20 protein-coding genes and 3 pseudogenes are annotated in these 18,163 nt (G+C 49.3%); 1 reads left to right on the top strand and 22 read right to left on the bottom strand.

Features of this window, described 5'->3' with window-relative positions; all coding sequences use genetic code 11:
• Positions 1-77: 77 nt before the first annotated feature.
• From B5G43_RS17590 to mobC, 8 genes and pseudogenes are all read right to left on the bottom strand, one after another.
• A pseudogene (locus B5G43_RS17590) lies at positions 78-173 on the bottom strand (Maff2 family protein); the annotation flags it as partial.
• Positions 174-259: 86 nt separating this feature from the next.
• Positions 260-1,879: a recombinase family protein gene (locus B5G43_RS00290; protein ID WP_087257677.1), complete on the bottom strand. Its 1,620-nt coding sequence runs from the start codon at positions 1,877-1,879 to the stop codon at positions 260-262.
• Between the two features lie 111 nt (positions 1,880-1,990).
• A complete protein-coding gene (locus tag B5G43_RS00285) occupies positions 1,991-2,179 on the bottom strand; it encodes a transposon-encoded TnpW family protein (RefSeq protein ID WP_087257674.1) in 189 nt (62 codons plus the stop codon).
• Between the two features lie 14 nt (positions 2,180-2,193).
• Positions 2,194-3,036, bottom strand: a complete 843-nt coding sequence (locus tag B5G43_RS00280) for an ATP-binding protein (RefSeq protein ID WP_087257671.1) — start codon at positions 3,034-3,036, stop codon at positions 2,194-2,196.
• The gene (locus B5G43_RS00275; protein ID WP_242960395.1) at positions 3,033-3,764 is read right to left on the bottom strand and encodes a replication initiator protein A; all 732 of its coding nucleotides are present in this window, start codon (positions 3,762-3,764) and stop codon (positions 3,033-3,035) included. The genes B5G43_RS00280 and B5G43_RS00275 overlap by 4 nt, the downstream gene beginning before the upstream one ends.
• A gap of 135 nt (positions 3,765-3,899) precedes the next feature.
• A complete protein-coding gene (locus tag B5G43_RS00270) occupies positions 3,900-4,286 on the bottom strand; it encodes a cysteine-rich VLP domain-containing protein (protein WP_087257668.1) in 387 nt (128 codons plus the stop codon).
• A complete protein-coding gene (locus B5G43_RS00265) occupies positions 4,276-5,901 on the bottom strand; it encodes a relaxase/mobilization nuclease domain-containing protein (RefSeq protein ID WP_087257665.1) in 1,626 nt (541 codons plus the stop codon). The genes B5G43_RS00270 and B5G43_RS00265 overlap by 11 nt, the downstream gene beginning before the upstream one ends.
• On the bottom strand, positions 5,873-6,271 hold the full coding sequence (gene mobC, locus B5G43_RS00260; protein WP_087257661.1) for a plasmid mobilization relaxosome protein MobC: 399 nt from the start codon (positions 6,269-6,271) through the stop codon (positions 5,873-5,875). The genes B5G43_RS00265 and mobC overlap by 29 nt, the downstream gene beginning before the upstream one ends.
• Here mobC and B5G43_RS17205 point away from each other — a divergent pair.
• Positions 6,255-6,881, top strand: coding sequence for a hypothetical protein (locus tag B5G43_RS17205; RefSeq protein ID WP_158097313.1), 627 nt, complete (start codon positions 6,255-6,257; stop codon positions 6,879-6,881). The genes mobC and B5G43_RS17205 overlap by 17 nt on opposite strands.
• A gap of 37 nt (positions 6,882-6,918) precedes the next feature.
• On the opposite strand, the gene B5G43_RS00255 is transcribed toward B5G43_RS17205, so the two are convergent.
• From B5G43_RS00255 to B5G43_RS00200, 14 genes and pseudogenes are all read right to left on the bottom strand, one after another.
• Positions 6,919-7,332, bottom strand: a complete 414-nt coding sequence (locus B5G43_RS00255) for a DUF3788 domain-containing protein (RefSeq protein ID WP_079697807.1) — start codon at positions 7,330-7,332, stop codon at positions 6,919-6,921.
• Between the two features lie 129 nt (positions 7,333-7,461).
• Positions 7,462-7,659, bottom strand: coding sequence for a helix-turn-helix domain-containing protein (locus B5G43_RS00250; protein WP_079697806.1), 198 nt, complete (start codon positions 7,657-7,659; stop codon positions 7,462-7,464).
• On the bottom strand, positions 7,652-8,074 hold the full coding sequence (locus B5G43_RS00245; RefSeq protein ID WP_079697805.1) for a sigma-70 family RNA polymerase sigma factor: 423 nt from the start codon (positions 8,072-8,074) through the stop codon (positions 7,652-7,654). Before B5G43_RS00245 ends, B5G43_RS00250 begins: the two co-directional genes overlap by 8 nt.
• 160 nt (positions 8,075-8,234) lie before the next feature.
• On the bottom strand, positions 8,235-9,047 hold the full coding sequence (locus B5G43_RS00240; RefSeq protein WP_072853766.1) for a hypothetical protein: 813 nt from the start codon (positions 9,045-9,047) through the stop codon (positions 8,235-8,237).
• A 128-nt stretch (positions 9,048-9,175) separates the two neighbouring features.
• The gene (locus B5G43_RS00235) at positions 9,176-10,594 is read right to left on the bottom strand and encodes an ATP-binding protein (protein WP_072853764.1); all 1,419 of its coding nucleotides are present in this window, start codon (positions 10,592-10,594) and stop codon (positions 9,176-9,178) included.
• Positions 10,578-11,249: a response regulator transcription factor gene (locus B5G43_RS00230; protein ID WP_072853762.1), complete on the bottom strand. Its 672-nt coding sequence runs from the start codon at positions 11,247-11,249 to the stop codon at positions 10,578-10,580. The genes B5G43_RS00235 and B5G43_RS00230 overlap by 17 nt, the downstream gene beginning before the upstream one ends.
• A 199-nt stretch (positions 11,250-11,448) precedes the next feature.
• Positions 11,449-11,577: pseudogene (locus B5G43_RS00225) on the bottom strand (Maff2 family protein); the annotation flags it as partial.
• A 93-nt stretch (positions 11,578-11,670) separates the two neighbouring features.
• The gene (locus tag B5G43_RS00220) at positions 11,671-11,898 is read right to left on the bottom strand and encodes a hypothetical protein (protein WP_007047429.1); all 228 of its coding nucleotides are present in this window, start codon (positions 11,896-11,898) and stop codon (positions 11,671-11,673) included.
• Between the two features lie 27 nt (positions 11,899-11,925).
• A pseudogene (locus tag B5G43_RS00215) lies at positions 11,926-12,207 on the bottom strand (type IV secretory system conjugative DNA transfer family protein); the annotation flags it as partial.
• A gap of 158 nt (positions 12,208-12,365) precedes the next feature.
• Positions 12,366-13,217, bottom strand: coding sequence for a hypothetical protein (locus B5G43_RS16885; protein ID WP_143287912.1), 852 nt, complete (start codon positions 13,215-13,217; stop codon positions 12,366-12,368).
• Positions 13,218-13,265: 48 nt separating this feature from the next.
• Complete coding sequence (locus B5G43_RS00210; protein ID WP_087257652.1) at positions 13,266-14,909, bottom strand: recombinase family protein; 1,644 nt, start codon at positions 14,907-14,909, stop codon at positions 13,266-13,268.
• Positions 14,910-14,984: 75 nt separating this feature from the next.
• Positions 14,985-15,149: a hypothetical protein gene (locus tag B5G43_RS17470; protein ID WP_164488723.1), complete on the bottom strand. Its 165-nt coding sequence runs from the start codon at positions 15,147-15,149 to the stop codon at positions 14,985-14,987.
• Between the two features lie 267 nt (positions 15,150-15,416).
• Positions 15,417-16,751 carry a virulence-associated E family protein gene (locus B5G43_RS00205; protein WP_087258346.1) on the bottom strand — a complete coding sequence of 445 codons (1,335 nt, stop codon included), beginning with the start codon at positions 16,749-16,751 and terminating at the stop codon, positions 15,417-15,419.
• Between the two features lie 106 nt (positions 16,752-16,857).
• Positions 16,858-18,084, bottom strand: coding sequence for a serine/arginine repetitive matrix protein 2 (locus B5G43_RS00200; protein WP_087257650.1), 1,227 nt, complete (start codon positions 18,082-18,084; stop codon positions 16,858-16,860).
• Positions 18,085-18,163 lie beyond the last annotated feature (79 nt).

The following is an 18,163-nucleotide window of genomic DNA, read 5'->3' as shown; positions in this document are numbered from 1 at the left end:
AGAGGGCGCGGTGGTGTGTTAGGATTTAACGATTACAGTTTGCGGTAGTAGGTGGTGGATGGCGGACAGCCGGGGGATTAGCCCAGCAGACCGGACAGCATGGGAACCAGAGTGACGCCGATCAGGGCGACACCGCCGCCCGCGACAAGCTGCTTGATGCCCTGCGACTTTGCTTATGTGTGATAAAGAAGTAATAGAAGTGCAAAAAATTTTGCCGTTCCTATCCGGCACTTGGCCATTGTGTCGGATAGGTCGGGCGTTAGGCTTCGGGCAAGTCAATCTTGCCGACAAAGCTGTAATAAATCTCAATGTCCTGCCTGCGGGTGCCGTTCTCGTCATAGCTGCACTCATGCACGACGATTTTCTCAATCATCTCCCGCAAGAGGGTGGGGGTCAATTCCTCAAAGGCAAGGTGCTTTCGGACAATCCCCATAAACTTTTCCGCGTTGACGGTGGCGGCCTGCGACTTGTCCAGTTCTTCCTGCAAAGCGGCGGCGCGGTCTTTCAGTTCCCGCTGCTCCTGCTCATAGTCTGCCGACAGTTCCATGAAACGCTCGTCGCTGATTTTGCCGTTCACATTGTCCTCATACAGCCGCTTGATAATGCGGCTCACTTCGGAAATGCGCTCCTGCGCCTGTTCAAGCTGCTTGGTGGCTGCGGCGGTCTTTCTCTTGCCGCCGATCTCGTTCTGCTGGATAAGCAGCTTCACAAAGCGGCTCTCATGCTTGGCGGCGTATTCCGTCACCTGCCGGAGATTGGAGAGGACACCGGCGGTCAACAGGTCGGTGCGGATAAAGTGCGCCGTACAGTCGCGGGTGCGCTTCTTGTAGCTGCCGCAGATGTAACAGTCCTGCTTGCGGTTCTTGTTCTGATACCGCTGCTGGTACATCACATGGCCGCAGTCGGCGCAGAACAGCATACCGGAGAACAGCCCCACCTCGTCATAGCGGTTCGGGCGTTTGCGCTGCTTGCGTAACTCCTGCACGCGCTCCCATGTTTCCGTGTCGATAATCGGTTCATGGTGGTTTGGGAAAATGGCCTGTTTCTCCACGGGGTTCTCTACACTGTGCTTGACCTTGTAAGAGGGCTTCTCCGTCTTGAAGTTTACCAGACAGCCGGTGTACTCCCGGTTTTCGAGGATATGAACAACGGTGTTCGTCGCCCATTTGCACTCATAGCCGGGGTGGTAGCGGCGGGTGCTGCCCGTCCTGCGGTATTCCAGCGTCCCCGGCGTGGGGATTTGCTGCTCCGACAGCATACGGGCAATCTTGGTCGGGCCATTCCCGGCAAGGCAAAGCTGGTATATCTGCTGGACAACCGGCGCGGTTTCCTCGTCAACGAGATAGTTCTCGTCCTCGTCCATGAGGTAGCCATAGACCGGCTTGCTGGTAACGGGCTTTCCACTCATGCCTTTTGCTCGTTTTACTGCTTTGATTTTCTTGCTCGTATCTCTCACCAGCCATTCGTTGAACAGATTTCGCAGAGGGGTAAAATCGTTGTCCATGCCGCCGTTTGCACTGTCCACATTGTCGTTGACAGCGATAAAACGCACTCCCTTTTGAGGGAACAGCATTTCCGTGTAAAATCCCACCTGCAAGTAGTTTCGCCCTAACCGGCTCATGTCCTTGACGATGACCGTACCCACTTTCCCGGCTTCAATGTCTGCAAGCATGGCTTGAAAACCGGGCCTTTGAAAGTTCGCGCCGGAATAGCCGTCGTCGGTGTACCAGCGCAGGTTGGTAAAGCCATTCTGTTTTGCAAAGGTTTCGAGTATCCGTTTTTGGTTCGATATGGAATTACTCTCGCCTTGCAATTCGTCCTCATGGGACAATCTCGGATAAAGGGCGGTAATGAGGTTTTGGGTGGCTTGTCTTAACATAAAATCCTCCGTTTCCGACAGCCAGCCCCACTATTCCGTGGTTTCATTGTACCACGGAATAGGGCGGGCTGTATAGCGGCAAAAGTGTAAAATCTGCTTCTTTATGATTTGTCAAATTGCCGATTTTTGTGTAGCAGCGGCTTCCGCTTCCAGTACCCGCGCCATTTTGTCGGCGGCGGTGGTCGTGGTGTCCTTTTTGAAATAGCCGGACACGACAAGGACGGAATTGCCCATGCGGATTTCCGTCACGCAGTCGGGGCGGCGGGCGGTGCGGGTGTCGTGCTGCTTGTTATCTGCCATAGGCAATACTCCTTTCAGTCGGTAATCAGTTTCTTCATGCTTTCCATTTTCCGCTGTGCGGTTTCCTGACGGAAATTCTCGCCGGTGAAGCGCACCGGGACGCACATGGAAAGCAGCCGGTCATAAATCCGGGAATGGGCGGTGTCCTCCGGGTTGTGCAGGTCGTCCAGCGTGAGGTTGGTCGTGACGATCAGCGGCTTGCCGCTGCGGTAACGGCTGTCAATCACATTGAAAACCTGTTCCAGCCCGTACTCGGTGCCGCGTTCCATGCCGAAGTCGTCAAGGATAAGCAGCGGATAGCGGCAAAGGCGGGAAATGTACTCGTTGCGCCCCTCAAAGCTGGCGGCAAGGTCGTTGAGGATAAGGGCAAAGTTCGTCATGTGGACGGGGATTTCTTTCTCCATGAGGGCGTTTGCGATACAGCCCGCAAGGTAGCTTTTCCCGGTTCCCACGCCGCCCCAGAACAGGCAGCCGATATTGTCGGTTCGCATATCCTCCCAGTGTTCCACATACCGGCGGGCAATCCCGGTCTGCGGGTTCCTGCCGTTGTCGTTCTCAAAAGTCCAGTCCCGCATGGTGGGGTCGGTAAAGCCCCGGCGTTTCAGTTCTTCCACGGCGTCAAGGTGCCTGCGCCGCTTTTCGGCGGCCTCCCGTTCCTCGCGGGCGGCTCTCTGGCAGTCGCATTCTGCCGGGTGGCGGTCACGGCCAAAGATAGCGGCCTTGTCCGGCGCAAAATAGGCTTCTTTCGGCTTGCGGCACTTGCCGCAGTACAGTAAACCGTCCTCGCCGGTGTAGTCCTCCGGCTCCGGGGTGGCAGCCGTCATATTCTCCAAAACAGCGTTGATTTCGTTCTTCATAAACTCTCGCCCTCCTTGCATGAGTAGTCTGGTATGCCCTTTTTCGGGGCGCCCTTTTTGTCATTCCCCGCCCATATCCGCAGGGCGGCGGCATAGTTCTGGTAGCTTTTCCCGCTGGCGGCAAGGTAGCGGCTCATTTCCTCAATGAACCGTTCCAGCCTGTCGGGGTACTCTGCCTGCAACTCGTCGTATTCGGTCTGTGACAGAAAAACATTCTGGTATCGGCCATAGGCTGCGGGCGGCTCCCCACTCACTCCCATTGTTTGGCTCTCTGTAAGGTTGTTTATAGTAGTTTGGTTAGGGGACGGTTTTCCGACCATCATAAGGTCGGTTTTCTGACCATCAGTAGGTCGGTTTTCCGGCTCTATGAGGGTCGGTTTTCCGGCCATCAGTTGGTCGGAAAACTGTACCTGTGGCACACGCGGCACTTTCACATACAGTCGGTTCGGTGCGGAGAAGCCGCCCCGTTCCCGTTCCAGCAGCCCCGCTATGTCCAGTTCATTCAGCGCCCCCTTTATGGTGGTGCTGCCTTTATCCAGTATTTCGGCTATCTCTGCGATGGGATAGATAATATAAATCCTGCCCTCGTCGTCCTGCCACTTGTTCTTCTGGGAGAGGGTGGAACGGTCTAACAGCAGCGCATACAGCAGCTTGGCGGTCTGGGAAATCTCCATTTTCAGCAGGAAACGGGGGTAAGGCAGATAGGCGGGCAGCTTCGTGTCTGCCATGATATAATCAGCGATAGGATCACCTCCCTGTGTTCGGGTTGATTTTGGCGGTTTGTACGCATTTAGAACGCTGTTTCCGGGGAAAAAGGATAAATGTATCGCGTACCCTTTGACACCCACGAAAAAAGCCTTGATTTATGCGGGTTTGAAAGGCTCTAAAGCGTGACATTTATGCCTTTGTTTCCGCTTTCGTTCGGCGGCTTTGAGTTTCTTCATGCGCCCGGCGCAGTCGGGGCAGTATTTTCCCCGGTTGGATTTGGGGACAAATGCCGCCCCGCAGACGGCACACCGTTTCCGGCTCCCCCGGTACAAGAGGGCTGCGGCCAGTTCCCCGTCAAGGGGCAGGACAGCCACACGGAACCAGCGGCACATGAGGGAAAAGGAAATGCTCTGGACGCATACGCAAGGCTCCCCGTCGTCTAACAGCAGGCAGTTCCCCCCGTCATAGTTACAGCACTCATGTACCAGACGCCGCGCCCGCCGGTGCTGGCGGTAGTCCATGCGGGGCGGGTTATCGTTCATGGCTCTGCTCCTTTCTGCGGTGGGGTTCCTCCCGGCGCAAAATCTGATCGATATTCCGCTTGACGGTCTGCAACTCCGTGTACCGCTGTTTCTGTTCGTGGTAGGTGTTATACAGGCCGGATTTCTTGGAAACAAGCTGCTCGATCTCGTCCTGCAACGCTTTCCGGGCGGGCAGCCTGGTAATGCCATGTGCCTTGAAATACCGGGCGGCTGCATCGGCTATGATAAAGTCGCTCTCATGCGCCTGCCGGTATGCTTCGCGGGCTTTGGGGGATTTCTGCGCTTTCAGGCCGTCGCGGGCGGGCTTGGTCTTGGCGTAGGCAAGTACCTGTCGCTGCAACTCCTTTTTCCCTTGCAGCTTCGTTTCCAGCGTTTTCAGTTCGCCGCTGGTCTGGCGCATTTCCTCATAGGCGGTATCAAAAGCAGCTTCCAACTGCTCCGGGGAAGTGAAGCCGTACTGCTGGTACACATTCAGCGTCTTGGCCATCTGCTTGATGTTGTGTATCTTCGCCCAATGCTCGTAGCCTTTGCCCTTGCCCTCGGCCTTTTTCTGCTCAATGTCCACAAGCCGCTGCACACCGTCCTGTTTCGGGGCGGTTTGTGGGGCTTTTGTGGGCTGTATGCCGGTTTTCCCATGCCGGGGATATTCGGGTATGGCTGCGGCCTTTTCTGTGGCTCTGGCGGCGTTCCGCTCCAAAACGGCAAGGACAGCGGCGCGGTCAAAATCGTCGCCCAGTTTCCGGGCGGTAATGGGCTTTGTCCTGTCCGGCGTGAGGTAGGACAGCCGACCACGGCTCTCCTTGACGGCCACGCCCTCCCGCAGCAGCAGAGAGGAAAACTCGTCAAAGCCGGTGGCGGTGGCAAGGGCTTTCCGTATGGTCTGCCGCAGTTTTTCCTTGTTCGTTTCAAACTTGGTCTGCCGGGGCGTGATACCGCCTGCAATCATGGGGGCGTTCTGCCTGTCCAGCGCGGCCTGTCCTTTTTTCTGCGCCCAATACTCCCGGTCGGTCACGCGGTTCTTACTGCCGTTCAGGAGGTCGATTTGGTAAAGCCCCTCCCGGTGGCACATCTCCATGACTTCGGACTTGAAGTAGCGCAAGGCCGCGTCAGTACAGCGGTGCTTGCAACCGGCTTTCGTGTCGGCTGGCCTGTCCATGTAGGGCAGGAACGGGACTTCCTCTATCCGCAGCGAATTGATAACGATATGCACATGGATATTGCCGCTGTGGTTATGTCCGTCCGGGTGGGTGCATACAAGGGCCTGGTGGCCGGGGAAATGCTCGGCGCAAAACTTCTCGCCCAATGCCTGCGCCCGGTCTACGGTCAAGCCATTGTCCGGCCCGTCCCGTGGGTCAAAGCTGATGATATAGTGGTGGCTTTTCACATCTTCCCGCCGCTGTTTTTTCTCATAGCGGAGATTTGCCCGCATACAGGCAACGGCAAAATCCTCCCCGCCGCAGTTCAGCGTGGACAGCCGGTAGTCCTCGCGGGGGATAAGCCTGCCGGTTTCATCAAGGACGGGCTTCATGGTAAACTCGTCATGCTCAAAAAGCAGGTATTGTTCGGCGGCTCCGTAGTCGGCGTTTTTAGAGTTGATATGCTTGAGTGTTGCCAACCGCGTCACCTACTTTCTGTAAGACTTCATACTTGAGGGCGGCAAGGTCGGCTATGGCGGCGCGTACTTCGCCGGACAGCGCATGGTAAGGTGCGCCGTACTCGTTCAGATACCGGGCTATCTGGTTGAGGTTGCCACCGATTTTGCCGTACTCGGCTGTGAGTTTCCCGACAGCGGAAAGCAGTTCGTCATTGACCGCTGACACATGGATAATGGGGCGTATGGTGGTGCGCCGTATCGCCTGCCGGAGAAATTCGGACTGGCTGATACCATAGGGTGCAAGCCGCGCTGTGAAGTCGGCGTATTCATCTTCGGACAGCCGGGTTTTCACAACGCGGCTGCGGTGGGGCGTGTTGTATCGCTTCGGCATAGGCTGTAAACCTCCTTTCACTTATCACAAAAAATTCTCTTATCTGTTAGCTATTTCCGGGGCGAAAGTGAGAAAAAACTTTTCGCCGGTCGGAAATATTTTTGCGGTGCAAGCCGCCATAGCAGGGTTTGGGGAAGGCACTCCCCAACAAGTTTCCCGCGAGGGGCAAAACCGCAGAATTGCGGATTTTGGCACCGTGGTAGAAACTTGCTCTGTAACTGCCGCAGACTGCCCCTGTCTGGTTTTTTCGTACATAGAACGGGCAGGACAGGGCTTTCAGCCCGCTGTGGGCGGCCTTTTTTCCTTTCGCCAATATTACTCCGCAGAGGGGCTTTGCTGCCCGCTAAACGGGGATTTTCTCAAAATTTCTTTTGCTTCTGTAATGCGGGAAAGGGGATTTTGGCAACCGGCGAGCAGAAAATTTTTCCTTTCACTCCCCACACCACCGCGTTTTGAAATTTGCCAAACGGAGCAGGCAGTTTTTTCTGGCTTCACCTACCTACTACGGGTAATTTGCGATTTTGCCAAATGGACAACAAAAAAAGCAGCAAATCTTTTTCAGACTTACTGCTTTCGCTGGCCGCCGGTGGCGGCTGGTATTCAGTTTTGAAAGTTCAAGTTTAGATTTCCCCAACGAATTGGAAATGTTATTTCCGATTCGGTTTTCTTTTGATAGCTAACAATTTCATATAATCATCAAATTCAGCCATATTAGTCGGTTCAAACATTACCCATTTTCCGTCGTGGTAGGTTTTTGCTTCATCATATTGTTTACAAACGGAATTAGAAAGGCTATCCCTAATATCTTCAAATTTTGTCCTTTCATCTTTTCCAAAAATAATCATGAAACCAATGCAATTACTTTTTGCATATAGGCAACAAAGTGTTTTGCCACCTCTACGATATTTATACTCGTAAGTCCAATTCTTACCGCCAGTATTCCAAAGTCGTTCCATATCGTATTTTTCATCAATAGCTGAACATAATGTTTGCCATACTTCAAATAAAGATTGTCCGAGCAATTCAGTCATAGTTGATTGAGATGGTATATTTTCGAGCATTGTATCACCTCCATAAATGTGTGTTTATCGCTGGGTCTATTATACTATATCTGCTCTTCCTTGGAAATAGATGAATTGTAAACTTGCTGAGTGGCACCGCTAATGACAGTTGGTATTCAGTTTTTCAATCTATCGGTCGAAGCGAAACTTGAATAGCGCGGCAATTAGCTGTTGCTTCACATATTCCTCAACCTCGGCGTTGACCTGCACGTGTACTTTGGAAAAGTAGCGGATATATCCGGCGTAGTGGGAAAGAACGGCGTTTACCGCTTCCGGGTCGCCCTCATGGGCTTTGACGATTGTTTCATAGGGCAGAAGTTTACTCATGCTCTTTTCCCTCCATGAGCCGCCGTAGTCGCTGCAAGGCAAGCTGGATATGCCGCCCCGCTGTGCTGCGTGTCCGGCCGATATGTACGCCGATCACGCGCTGCGGCTGGCGCAGGAAATAGTAACGGAAAATTTCTTCCTGTGCCTGCTCCGGCAAAAGCGCAAGGGCGGCGGCAAGTTCCGCATGGTATAGAACGGCGGTCTGCCCGCAGGCAGTAAAAAAATATTCTTCAAACTGCTCCGGCTCGGCAAACTGGACAAACTTCTCATTCATCAGATAGTCAAGGGAAACTTCCCGTTCCCACCTCCGACGCAGCTTTAAGATTATATCTATGGCTGCGTGTCGAATGACAATCTTGCAAAAGGCATTGAATGTGTACTGGATATGCACTTTGTAGGCTTCATCTTCGGTCATGGAAATTCCCCCTCTCTGATAATAGTGTGGGGCGGCAGCACTCTCTTTGCTGTCGCCCCTTGATTGCCTACCAGCAAAGGCGGGCGGGGCTGTCAACGGCGGCGCAATGCGCCGTTCATCTTGACCGTTGACTGGCTCGGCTGGCTTTGCTATTTATGTTTTATGAGACAAACTGCTCCAATTCTTTCTTATCCACAGAAACCAACTTTTCAATGTTGCCGTCCTTGTCACGAACAACATTCAAGCTAACGCCGTCGCTCACACCTTTGTCGCAAAAAGTGTAATGTTCCTTGTCATAAAGGATATAGATAGGCTTTTCGCCGTACATCCAATGGTTAGAAGTCTTGTCATAGGAAACGCCAAATTCGGCGTAGGCGTCCAGGCTGTCATCACGATAATTCGGATCACCTTGTTCAAAGCTACCACTTTCGGCCGTAATTCCGGCCTTTTCCAATTCGGTTTTCAATGCCTCCTGCTCTTTGGTGTGAGCATTAAAGTCAGCGTCCGAGGATTGCTTTAGACCTGTCAGGGTTCCAGATTCATCTCTAATGGGTTCAACGTCTATCACGCCGTCATCATAGGAAAAACCATTCGTTTCATTAGAACTGATTTGATCCTTGAAGTAACGCACGACTTGCCCGTTATAGAAGAAACGATCCTTTTCCGTGTCGTATGTCATGCCATACGGAGCATAGATAGAATACTTTTCAGCAATCTCAGCCCGGCGTTCTTGCTCTGCTTTGGCCTGTTCCTCAGAGGAAAGGACTTCATCATTCTCGTAGGCTTGCGCCGAGGAAGCCTCGTCAGAGGAAATGGGAGTGCCGCTATCTTTCGCTTCCTCCAAAGGTGTTGAGCTGGTAGTTGACTGGTTGGGTTCCGTCTGGCTTGCCGCGCTTGCAGCACATCCACTTAAAACAGCCGATGCACAAAGCGCCATTGTGAGTAAAAGAGTTGTAATTTTTTGCTTTTTCATATTCTGAAACACTCCTTTCTGTTTCTGAATATATAGTAGCAGAACTGTTTGGGATACCATTGTGGCGAATATGTTTTTTATGTGTAGTTAAAAATACGGAGCAATCAAATTTGACCGCCCCGTATTTTTCAAAATTGGATTGAAAACAATACCCCTCTGTCTGTGTTTTTCAAACTGTATATTATATTGTGCTGTTCTAAAATAGTTTTGACGATATAAAGGCCTAGCCCACTTCCTCCTGTTTTCTTATTGCGTGACCGTTCTATTCTATAAAACGCATCAAATAGTTTCGGTAATTCATCATCTGGGATATGAACACCTGTGTTTTCCAATCTGAAATTTACCGCTCCATTTTCAGAAAACGCATTCATATAAATTGAACTACTTTCCGGGGAGTACAAAATGGCATTAGAAATAATATTGTTGATTGCTTTTTGTATCAACATTTTATCAGCAACAATATGCAAAGAAGGAGAAATATCTTCGTTCCAGTCGATTTCCTTTTGCACGATTAAATCTTCAAATAAAGCGTATTCTCCCTTTAGCAAAGCAGAAAAGTCTATCGTTTCTTTTCGCAGGCCTACTTTAGAGGATTTAATACGCGAAACGGTCAAAATTTCTTGTACCATATTCTCCATTGTATTGATAATTTCAAGGGAGCGCGATAAATATTTACTGCGATTCTGATAATCCCCTACATTCAGAATCATTCCCTCTGTCTGCCCTTTGATAATTGTAATTGGCGTTTTTAGTTCATGCGAAACAGCGGAAAAGAAGTCTAACTGTGCCTGTTCTAATTCTCGCTCATGTTCTATATCTGCCTGCAATTTCGCATTTGCGTTTTGCAGATTTTCTAGTGCCGCAGAGAGTTTCATCGACATTTCATTTAAGCTGTGAGCCAGAACACCGAGTTCATCAGTCCGATCTTCTTTACATTTCCAATTAAAATTTAACTCAGACATCTCTTTTGACACTTCGCTAAGACGCAGTACCGGCTTTGTAACATAGCGAGAATAAACAACTGACGCAATAGTGGCTATCGCAAGGATAACAAAAAAGAGGATTAGAAAAACGCTTGCCAACGTATCCTTGAGCAAATCAACTTCATGGGCGCTCCCGGCAACCGTCAATGTATAAACCGTGTCTGACCCAGTAAACGAAAACAGGTAGCTATGTGTCGCTCGATAGGCCGCCGGATCGGCGTTTTCTGTTGCTATTCCTCCTGTGAGCAAACGCGGAAATTCAGTGCTCCCTTGTGAGGGGAGTTCTAGTTCATTTCCTGCGGTGTCGAATAATTGAAGTAGAACTCCATTATTATTCAAAAGAAATTCATCGAAAAGCTTTCCACTTTCCAGCGGGGACATAGCTTCTAATTCAGTAATAAATGAAGTTACCGTATTTTCTAAGTTTGTATCAAGAGTTGTACTATACGTCTTTGGAACAAGCCATGAAATAACGGTGTAGGTCAAAACACAGCAAATGCTGGTCAGCAAAAAGGTGATTACAAAAATTTTTGCAAATAAGCTCCCTTTAATTTTCTTTATCAATTTTATATCCCACCCCTCTGATTGTCTGGATGAAGTCAATCCCCAACTTTTTGCGGAGATTTTTGATGTGAGTATCTACAACTCTTTCATCGCCATAAAAATCATATTTCCACAGCTTATCCAACAAATTTTGCCGAGTAAGTACGCGTCCCTGATTTAGTAAGAGCTCCCTTAATACCTCAAACTCTCGCTGGGTGAGGTCGAAAGAAGCACCGTCTACCACAGCGGTATAGCTGTCCATATCCAAAACGAGATTTTTATAGGCAATCGTTTGGTGCTCCTGTTCCGGTATCATTGAACTTCTACGGAGTACAGCACCGATTTTGCGAACTAATATCGGCATGGAAAATGGTTTTGTAATATAATCGTCAACTTGCAAATCCAGACCTCGGATTTGTTCATCCTCACTGCTCAGGGCAGTCAGCATGATAATAGGGATTTGAGATTGCTTTCGGATTAACTCGCAAACAGTAAATCCATCAATTTTAGGGAGCATAATGTCTAAGAGTATCAGGTCAAAATGTATCGTCGAAAAGAGAGAGATAGCTTCCATACCATCATTGGCAATAGAAATTTCATATCCTACTTCCTGTAAAAAATTTCTCAAAAGTTCTTGAATATCTATGTCGTCTTCAACGATTAAAATTTTCTGCATAGTGCCGTCCTCCTTTTTCAATCAGCATATCACACTAATTTGTGATTAAAGTGTAGTTCACACATATTTGTTAGCTAAATTGGCCGCTCCAATTATAACATAGTTTATAGAGTGGATTATACTGTTTTCAGCGTCGAAGTATAATATTGGAATAATGGGCTGCTGTCTATCAAATTCTAGTGTTACTTTATCGCACATGAGCATTGCTGGCCGGGTTATCCTGCCCGTAACCTTCCAGAAGGTTGATGCCGCCCCAAACACACAGGGCACCGCCGAGGCCCACAACGATGGTCTGCAAAGTAGTAACTGCGCTATTGAAAAATGCCATAAATTTACCTCCATAATTTCAGATTGTGATGTTGTTTTGATGGAAAAATCGCCGGTCAGATACCGGCGTCACAATCCGCAGACGGCCCGGAGATTAACGGTCGTCCAGCCATTTCAGCACGGCCAGCGAATACATTTCGCCCCATGCTTCACACATCTGGCGGTTTACTTCCAACACCATCTGTTCCGCCTCCTGTTTCGTCGGCGGGGTGTCGTGTTCTGCGATCCACCGGCACATAACCGCAGCGGAAATGATAGCCCGGTAGATTTCTTGCTCTGCTCTGAAATAATCCGCAAATGTCAATTCATCCGAGTATTCCATAGGCCGATACTCCTTTCAGTCCGCCGGTCATTCGTTCACGGCGGCCATATCTTCATCCGACAGGTCGATGTCGTAGAGGTCAAAGGTTTCCTCCTGCGAAACCACCCGCTGCCGTTTCCGGCGCAAGGCGGTCAAGTACCTGTCCACGTCAAAATAGTTCTTCTTGTCGGCGTCGGAAAGGTATTTATAGCGGGGGTGGCGGGTAATGTCGTATTTCTCACTGAAAAACGGTCTTACGCCGCGCACCTGCAAAATACACTTGCCTCCGTCCATCGTTGCAATCTCGTCCTGTGACATCAACTCTTTGCCACAATGTCAAGTGATGAATTCAAAAATGGGCAAAAAAATAACCCTCCTTGGTAAAAAGGAAGGTTATTTCTTGCAATAACAATTTATAATCTGCTTAGTTATGATAAAATCTCATTAAAAGCAATGTCGGGATTACCGAATTACTCTCATGTATAAATCTATTTTGATTCAAGTAAAATTTTAGCAATTTCCTTTTGCGGACAAAGTACGACTTGTGTTTTAACACCAAGGAAGTAATAAATTGCGGCGCATTTATTTACAAATTTTTTATCAGAACTAAATAATTTATCAGCTTTTGTCGCATATATAGCATGCGTCACATCGTGAATTCCAGAAATAGTTGTTGCTTCTTCTTTATCAGCATTGTAACCGCTGATATTAAGCACGCGAAATAGTATTTCCACCACAAATTCTAAGGCTTTATGTGATTTTTTCAGCTCATCATACATGCCACGCTGTATTTGCAAATCCTCAGGCAGAATCTTATTTATGCCTAACATTGCAAGACTAATAGTGTCAACGTTAAAATTGTGACGGTTAATAATTTGAGGCATATTTCTATTAAGTTCCTCAAGACAATTGATAATTTCCTTATGATCCCAAATTTTATCATATGTGAGAGTAGATATGGATTGAAAATGTTTATCTTGTTTGCAAAGTTCTTGATAATGCCCTTTATCTATTTGATACTTATATTTACCATCAGATTCCATTCGTTGAGTTGTATCAATTCCAGCAACTCGTTTATAGCAATCTGATGGCTTTTCCCTTTTTATTATTATTTGTGTGTCAGATGGCAGACATTCCATATCATCAGTGAATTTTGAAATTTGTTCAAAGATACGCTGTATATTTTGCTGATATTTACTTCCATTCTTAACAAATGCAGTATACACCTCCTCAATATGCGCTGGGCTATACAAAAATTGAACAGAATCAGATTTTAATGTTTCAACCGCTTGGCCTATTGACTCATCATTTAGCGAGTAAATATAAATATTATGGTCCAAATAGAATCTCATCGACACATACCTTTCACATTTACTATTGCTTATTAGTTAGATAGTTATTTCCCCCACAAAATTATAAACAATCCTGACTTCCTGCACCTTCTGCCCATCAACTTTCTCAACTTCACCTACCAGGATACGGTTGATTAGCCGGTTCAGCACCGTTTCATCCAGTTCCTGAATGGTGGCATACTGCCGAATTTCCCGGATAAAGGTACGGACTTCGCTTTCCTGAGCATCAGACTGCTGAAGCATTCGCATCAGTTCCTGCAACCGGCTCTGATTTTCTTCCTGCTCCTGCTCCATAGCGGTGGTCAACTTCATAAACCGCTGCTCAGAGAGCACACCCTTGGCCTTGTCCGTGTAAAGACTCAGGAACATATCGTCAATTTCCCGGTTCCTGGCTTCCAGGCGTTCACGCTCTTTCTGCATCTCGGAAGCATCCGCCATATACCGGCGCTCCATCCGGCTGCTCAACCGCTGATAAAAGGCATCTGCATCTTTGAACGCCATCGCTGCCAGTTCCTGAATGTCCTTCAGGACAAGATTATACAAATCCCTAGCTTCGATCTTGTGACTGGTGCAGGCGTTTTTACCCAGCCGGTTGTAGGTCTGGCAGATATAATACGCCTTGTCAATCGGTTCCCGCATCTCGCCGGTAAAGCGGTTTTTGCCAGTTCTGCCGACCTTTTCATACCGTACCTGCATGGATTTCCCACAGGTGACGCAGTAGATAATGCCGTGGAACAAGTTGTAGAAGGGGCAAGCATTTCCTTTCATAATAGGTGGCCTGCGATCTACGATTGCCTGTACCTGCTCCCATTCCTCCGGTGTCACAATCGCTTCATGACAGCCCTCAATGATTTCCCAGTCCTCACGGGGAATAATGTCATAGGTGTTGGAGCGAATCCCTTTCTGGTGTGTCCGGCAAACCAGATGAGCGCCCTTATAAAAGGGATTACGCAGGATATGGCTGATTCTTGCGCCGCCCCACGCATAGTAGTTGACATCGCAGGCGGTATTTCCTTTTACTCTGGTGATGGGAACCTTGTCCTCCATCAGCTGCTTGGCAATCCGCATACAACCCCAGCCATCCAGTGCCAGGTCATAGATTTTGCGAATCACCGGCGCAGTTTCCGGGTCAAGGATCAAATGCCCCCGATCCTCCGGGTCACGCATTAGCCCCAGGGGAGGCTGTCCACCACAAAACTTTCCCTGTCGGGAACGGGTCATACGCCCCGCCAGCACTTTCTTGGAAATATCCCGGCTATACATATCGTTCAGGATATTCTTGAAGGGCGTGATGTCCATTTCCTGATGGGTCAAACTATCCACGCCATCCGTAATGGCGATATAGCGGACATTGTGTTTGGGGAAGAAGATTTCAATATAACTGCCGGCTTCAATATAATTTCTTCCCAGTCTGGACAGGTCTTTGGTAATGACACAACCGATTTTACCGGCCTCAATATCGGCAATCATACGCTGAAAAGCTGGGCGATTGAAATTACGGCCTGTGTAACCGTCGTCCACATAATACTCATACTGGAACATCCCGTTTTTCTCGGCAAAGTCCCGAAGCATGATTTTTTGATTGCTGATACTCATGCTCTCGTTATCGCCGCCATCCTCCAGAGAAATACGGCAATAGAGGGCTGTGATTTTCTGATTGACTTGTTTTTTCCTGCTCATAGTAATCTCCTTCTATGAACAGGGACACGATATACATATTATACCATGCCCCTGTTTTTTCTTCAACCAAATCCCTCAGCTTGCCTTGCGTTCCAGCCATTCTTCAAAGTGTTCGTAGGTTTGCCGTTCAATGAGCTGTTCAAAGGCTTCCTGCATGGTTTTATCACCTGAAAACTCCCGTACCACGATAAACTTTACTTTTTTGCTCTGCTTGTTTTCTTGCTTTTGGTTTTTCTCCATAGGCTACCTCCATAGATCAGAAAAGCCAGACAAAGGGTATCGGCAACAAAGTCCGGCAACGGACTCCGAAAAACCTGCAACCTATCGTCTGGCCATCGTTTCTTACTTTTCAAATTTTCTTGTGAAATCTCGTTGCTTTCGTTGTTAGAGAACAGATACCCACCAAAAAGCCTTGCTTTACGGGCTTTTGTCGTGCTCATACTCCCGCTTTTGTAGCAACAAAGTCAGCAACCAGCCGACAACCAACCGGGCAACAGGCCCTGTAAATCAGGCAATCCACTCCTTTGGCAGCTCCAGCTGACGGACTTCTTCCTCGCTCAGCTCCACAAATCCGTCTTCGTTGTCGGGCAGTTCGTTGCCGGAAATCTCTCGTTCCCAGCCCCGCTGCCGACCATAGCCCGCAAACATTCGGGGATTGGAGAAGGGCTTCCAGCCCGTCACCACTGTGTTCATGATCTCGTTGATGTTGTGCAGCTGCCAACGCTTCGGCTCCTCAAAGGCGTGTCCCAACGCTTCCTTGAACAGCTGCTTGGAGCAGACCACATTGCCGGTGTAGTGTTCCAGAAAACCCTGAATCTGTCCGGCCTCAGTATCCTCCGGCATGAAGTCTTTCTGAACCTCCACCAGCTGCCGCTGAATCTCCTTTGAAAACTTCATGGAATACTCGCCGCTGCGGTAAATGGTCATAGCCTCCGCCCACACCTGCAACAGATATTCTCTGGAAGCGGTTTCGTCCTCCAGAATGTGAACCTCCGCTTTCTCCGGGTCAATCATCACTGGCAGGAACCGGCGGTTTCCGGCCCGGTCAAGGGGTAGGAAATCCAGCGTGTTGGAGGAACCACCGAACACACACTGCCGCAGACGGTCTTTGGGCTGGGTCTCATAAGGGGTACGGTAGGTTTCCTTTTGGCGACTGATAAAGGAGCGGATCTCCTCAATGCTCTTGGCGTTGCTGGTGGCCAGCATCTCAGACATCTCGATGATCCAGTGGCCTTGCAACTTGGCAAACACCTTGTCATCATCCAGCTTTTTCAGGTCATCAGAGAACCACTCATCCTGTATAGCCAGGAAGCGAAAGAAAGTAGACTTTCCGGCTCCCTGGCCGCCCACCAGACAGAGCAGTTCCTCATACTTGGAACCAGGATGGAACACCCGGCGGATGGCTCCCAACAGAAAGTGTTTGAGCATTTCTTCCACATAGTTGCCCTCATCCGCCCCCAGAAAGTGATGCAGGCAAGAGCGTATCCGGGGTATGCCGTCCCAAACCAAGCCATTCAACACATCCTGAATGGGGTGATAGCAATTTTCGTTTGCTACGATAGAGAGCGCCGCCATTAGCTTCTTTTCACTGGTCAAACCGTAGTTCTGCTCAAAGTAAAGGAGCAGATATTTGACATCGGTATCGGTCAAGGCGCTGGTGCTTCTGCGCCAACCCAGATCCCGCACAATGTCCACACGGTCGGTCAGCAGATTTAGCCGGATAGCACCCCGCAAAAGCGGATCTTGGCAGAACACCGTGCGGCAATTTCCAATGGTGTTGGCCGGTTGTCCTTTCTCGGTGACGGAGAGATTTTCCCGCACCTGCTCAACGGTCAATTCCACGCTTTCGGTCTGCCGGGTTACAGGCACTAAACTCTGCGATTCGCTGTTCAATGCTTCCCACCTCCTCAAGAGAAAAGCATCTGATTTCTTTGCAAAATCAGATGCCTTAAAGCTCCATATCCTGTTTTTCCTGCTGCTTTTTCCGGTTGGATTCTCTCTGTGTGCTATCCTGCTTGGCTTTTTTCAGGAAAGCAAGAATGGATTCCTTGGCCTTTTCCTGAATCTGCTGTTTACCAGCCTGCTTGACCTCCGGCTGCATCAGCTTCTTCTGGATTTTTGACAGGGCTGACTGCATGGCGTTTTTGATTTTTGAAATCACCCCATCCAATCGGGCGGCGGCATACTCGCGCTCTTTTTGCGGCGCTTTCCGTTCCGGCGAGAGTACCCAGTTTTTTGTTTCCTCCACCAGTCGGAGATCCTCCTTATGGGTTTCCAGCCGGACAGTATCGGTGACAACTTCCACCGCCTTATCATAGGCAATATCCGAAACTTCCTCCACCAGCGTTTCTACATCCTCAATTTTCAGGGTCAGCTCCTCCAGCTTCTGTTCCTGGACGGCCAACTGCTCCTTTTGCTTCATCAGAATGTAGTCCTGCTTCTCCAGATACGCCCGCCCACCATAGGACGGCTCCTGCTCCAGATGCACCCCATGTTTGCGGCTGATGTCAAAGAGCATCGTCCGACAAGCTGCATCAAAGGTTTGCTTGCGGTTGTTATGTTTGCCCTTGGGTTTACTCGGATCAGGCAATTCAAACCCCAGTTCTTCCAGCGCCTTTTCCTGCTGGGGGCACAGCTCCCCATACCGGTTTTTGCAGTCAAACACATGACGCTCGTGGATATGGGGTGTGCCCTCATCCAGATGCAGCGCCCAGTCCAAAATGTGAATATGAGAACCAAAGCGCCGTTCAAACTCCTCGTAAAATTCGCTGACAATGAGTGCCAGAGTACTCGGTGGAACGGATTCTTCCATGGTGCCAATCTGGTAGATACTTTCCTCTGGGCAGGTCTTGTTATTTTTCAAAAGATCTTCCACCGTGCGGTTGCGCTCAGTGTGCCGGGTTTTCTCGTTTCGGGCATTCTGGGCATCTACATGGTCGGAGTAATGCTCGTAGTAATACATCCGCTCAATTTCTTCAAAGCTGAAATCCGGCTGTTCCGGGTTCTCCCGAAGTTCTGGGGTAGTGAAACCACGGTAGCAGTCCCAGTACACATTTTTCTTAGCTCGCTGGGCATCAATGTGTTCGCTGTTTTCCACATCAAACCGGCGGTCATTGTGCCGGGGATTATAGGTGCCATGCTTGCCGGAGCGTCCGTTGTGCCGTGTCAGTTTCAAATTCCATCCCTCCAATCTCTGCTAATTTTCCCGAAGGGGGAAGCAGCGGCGAAGCCGCCAAACCTGCGGATTTCTGCGT

This window comes from Flavonifractor sp. An92, from assembly GCF_002159175.1.
Taxonomy (GTDB): domain Bacteria; phylum Bacillota; class Clostridia; order Oscillospirales; family Oscillospiraceae; genus Pseudoflavonifractor_A.
This window is presented reverse-complemented; position numbering and strand designations above follow the sequence as displayed.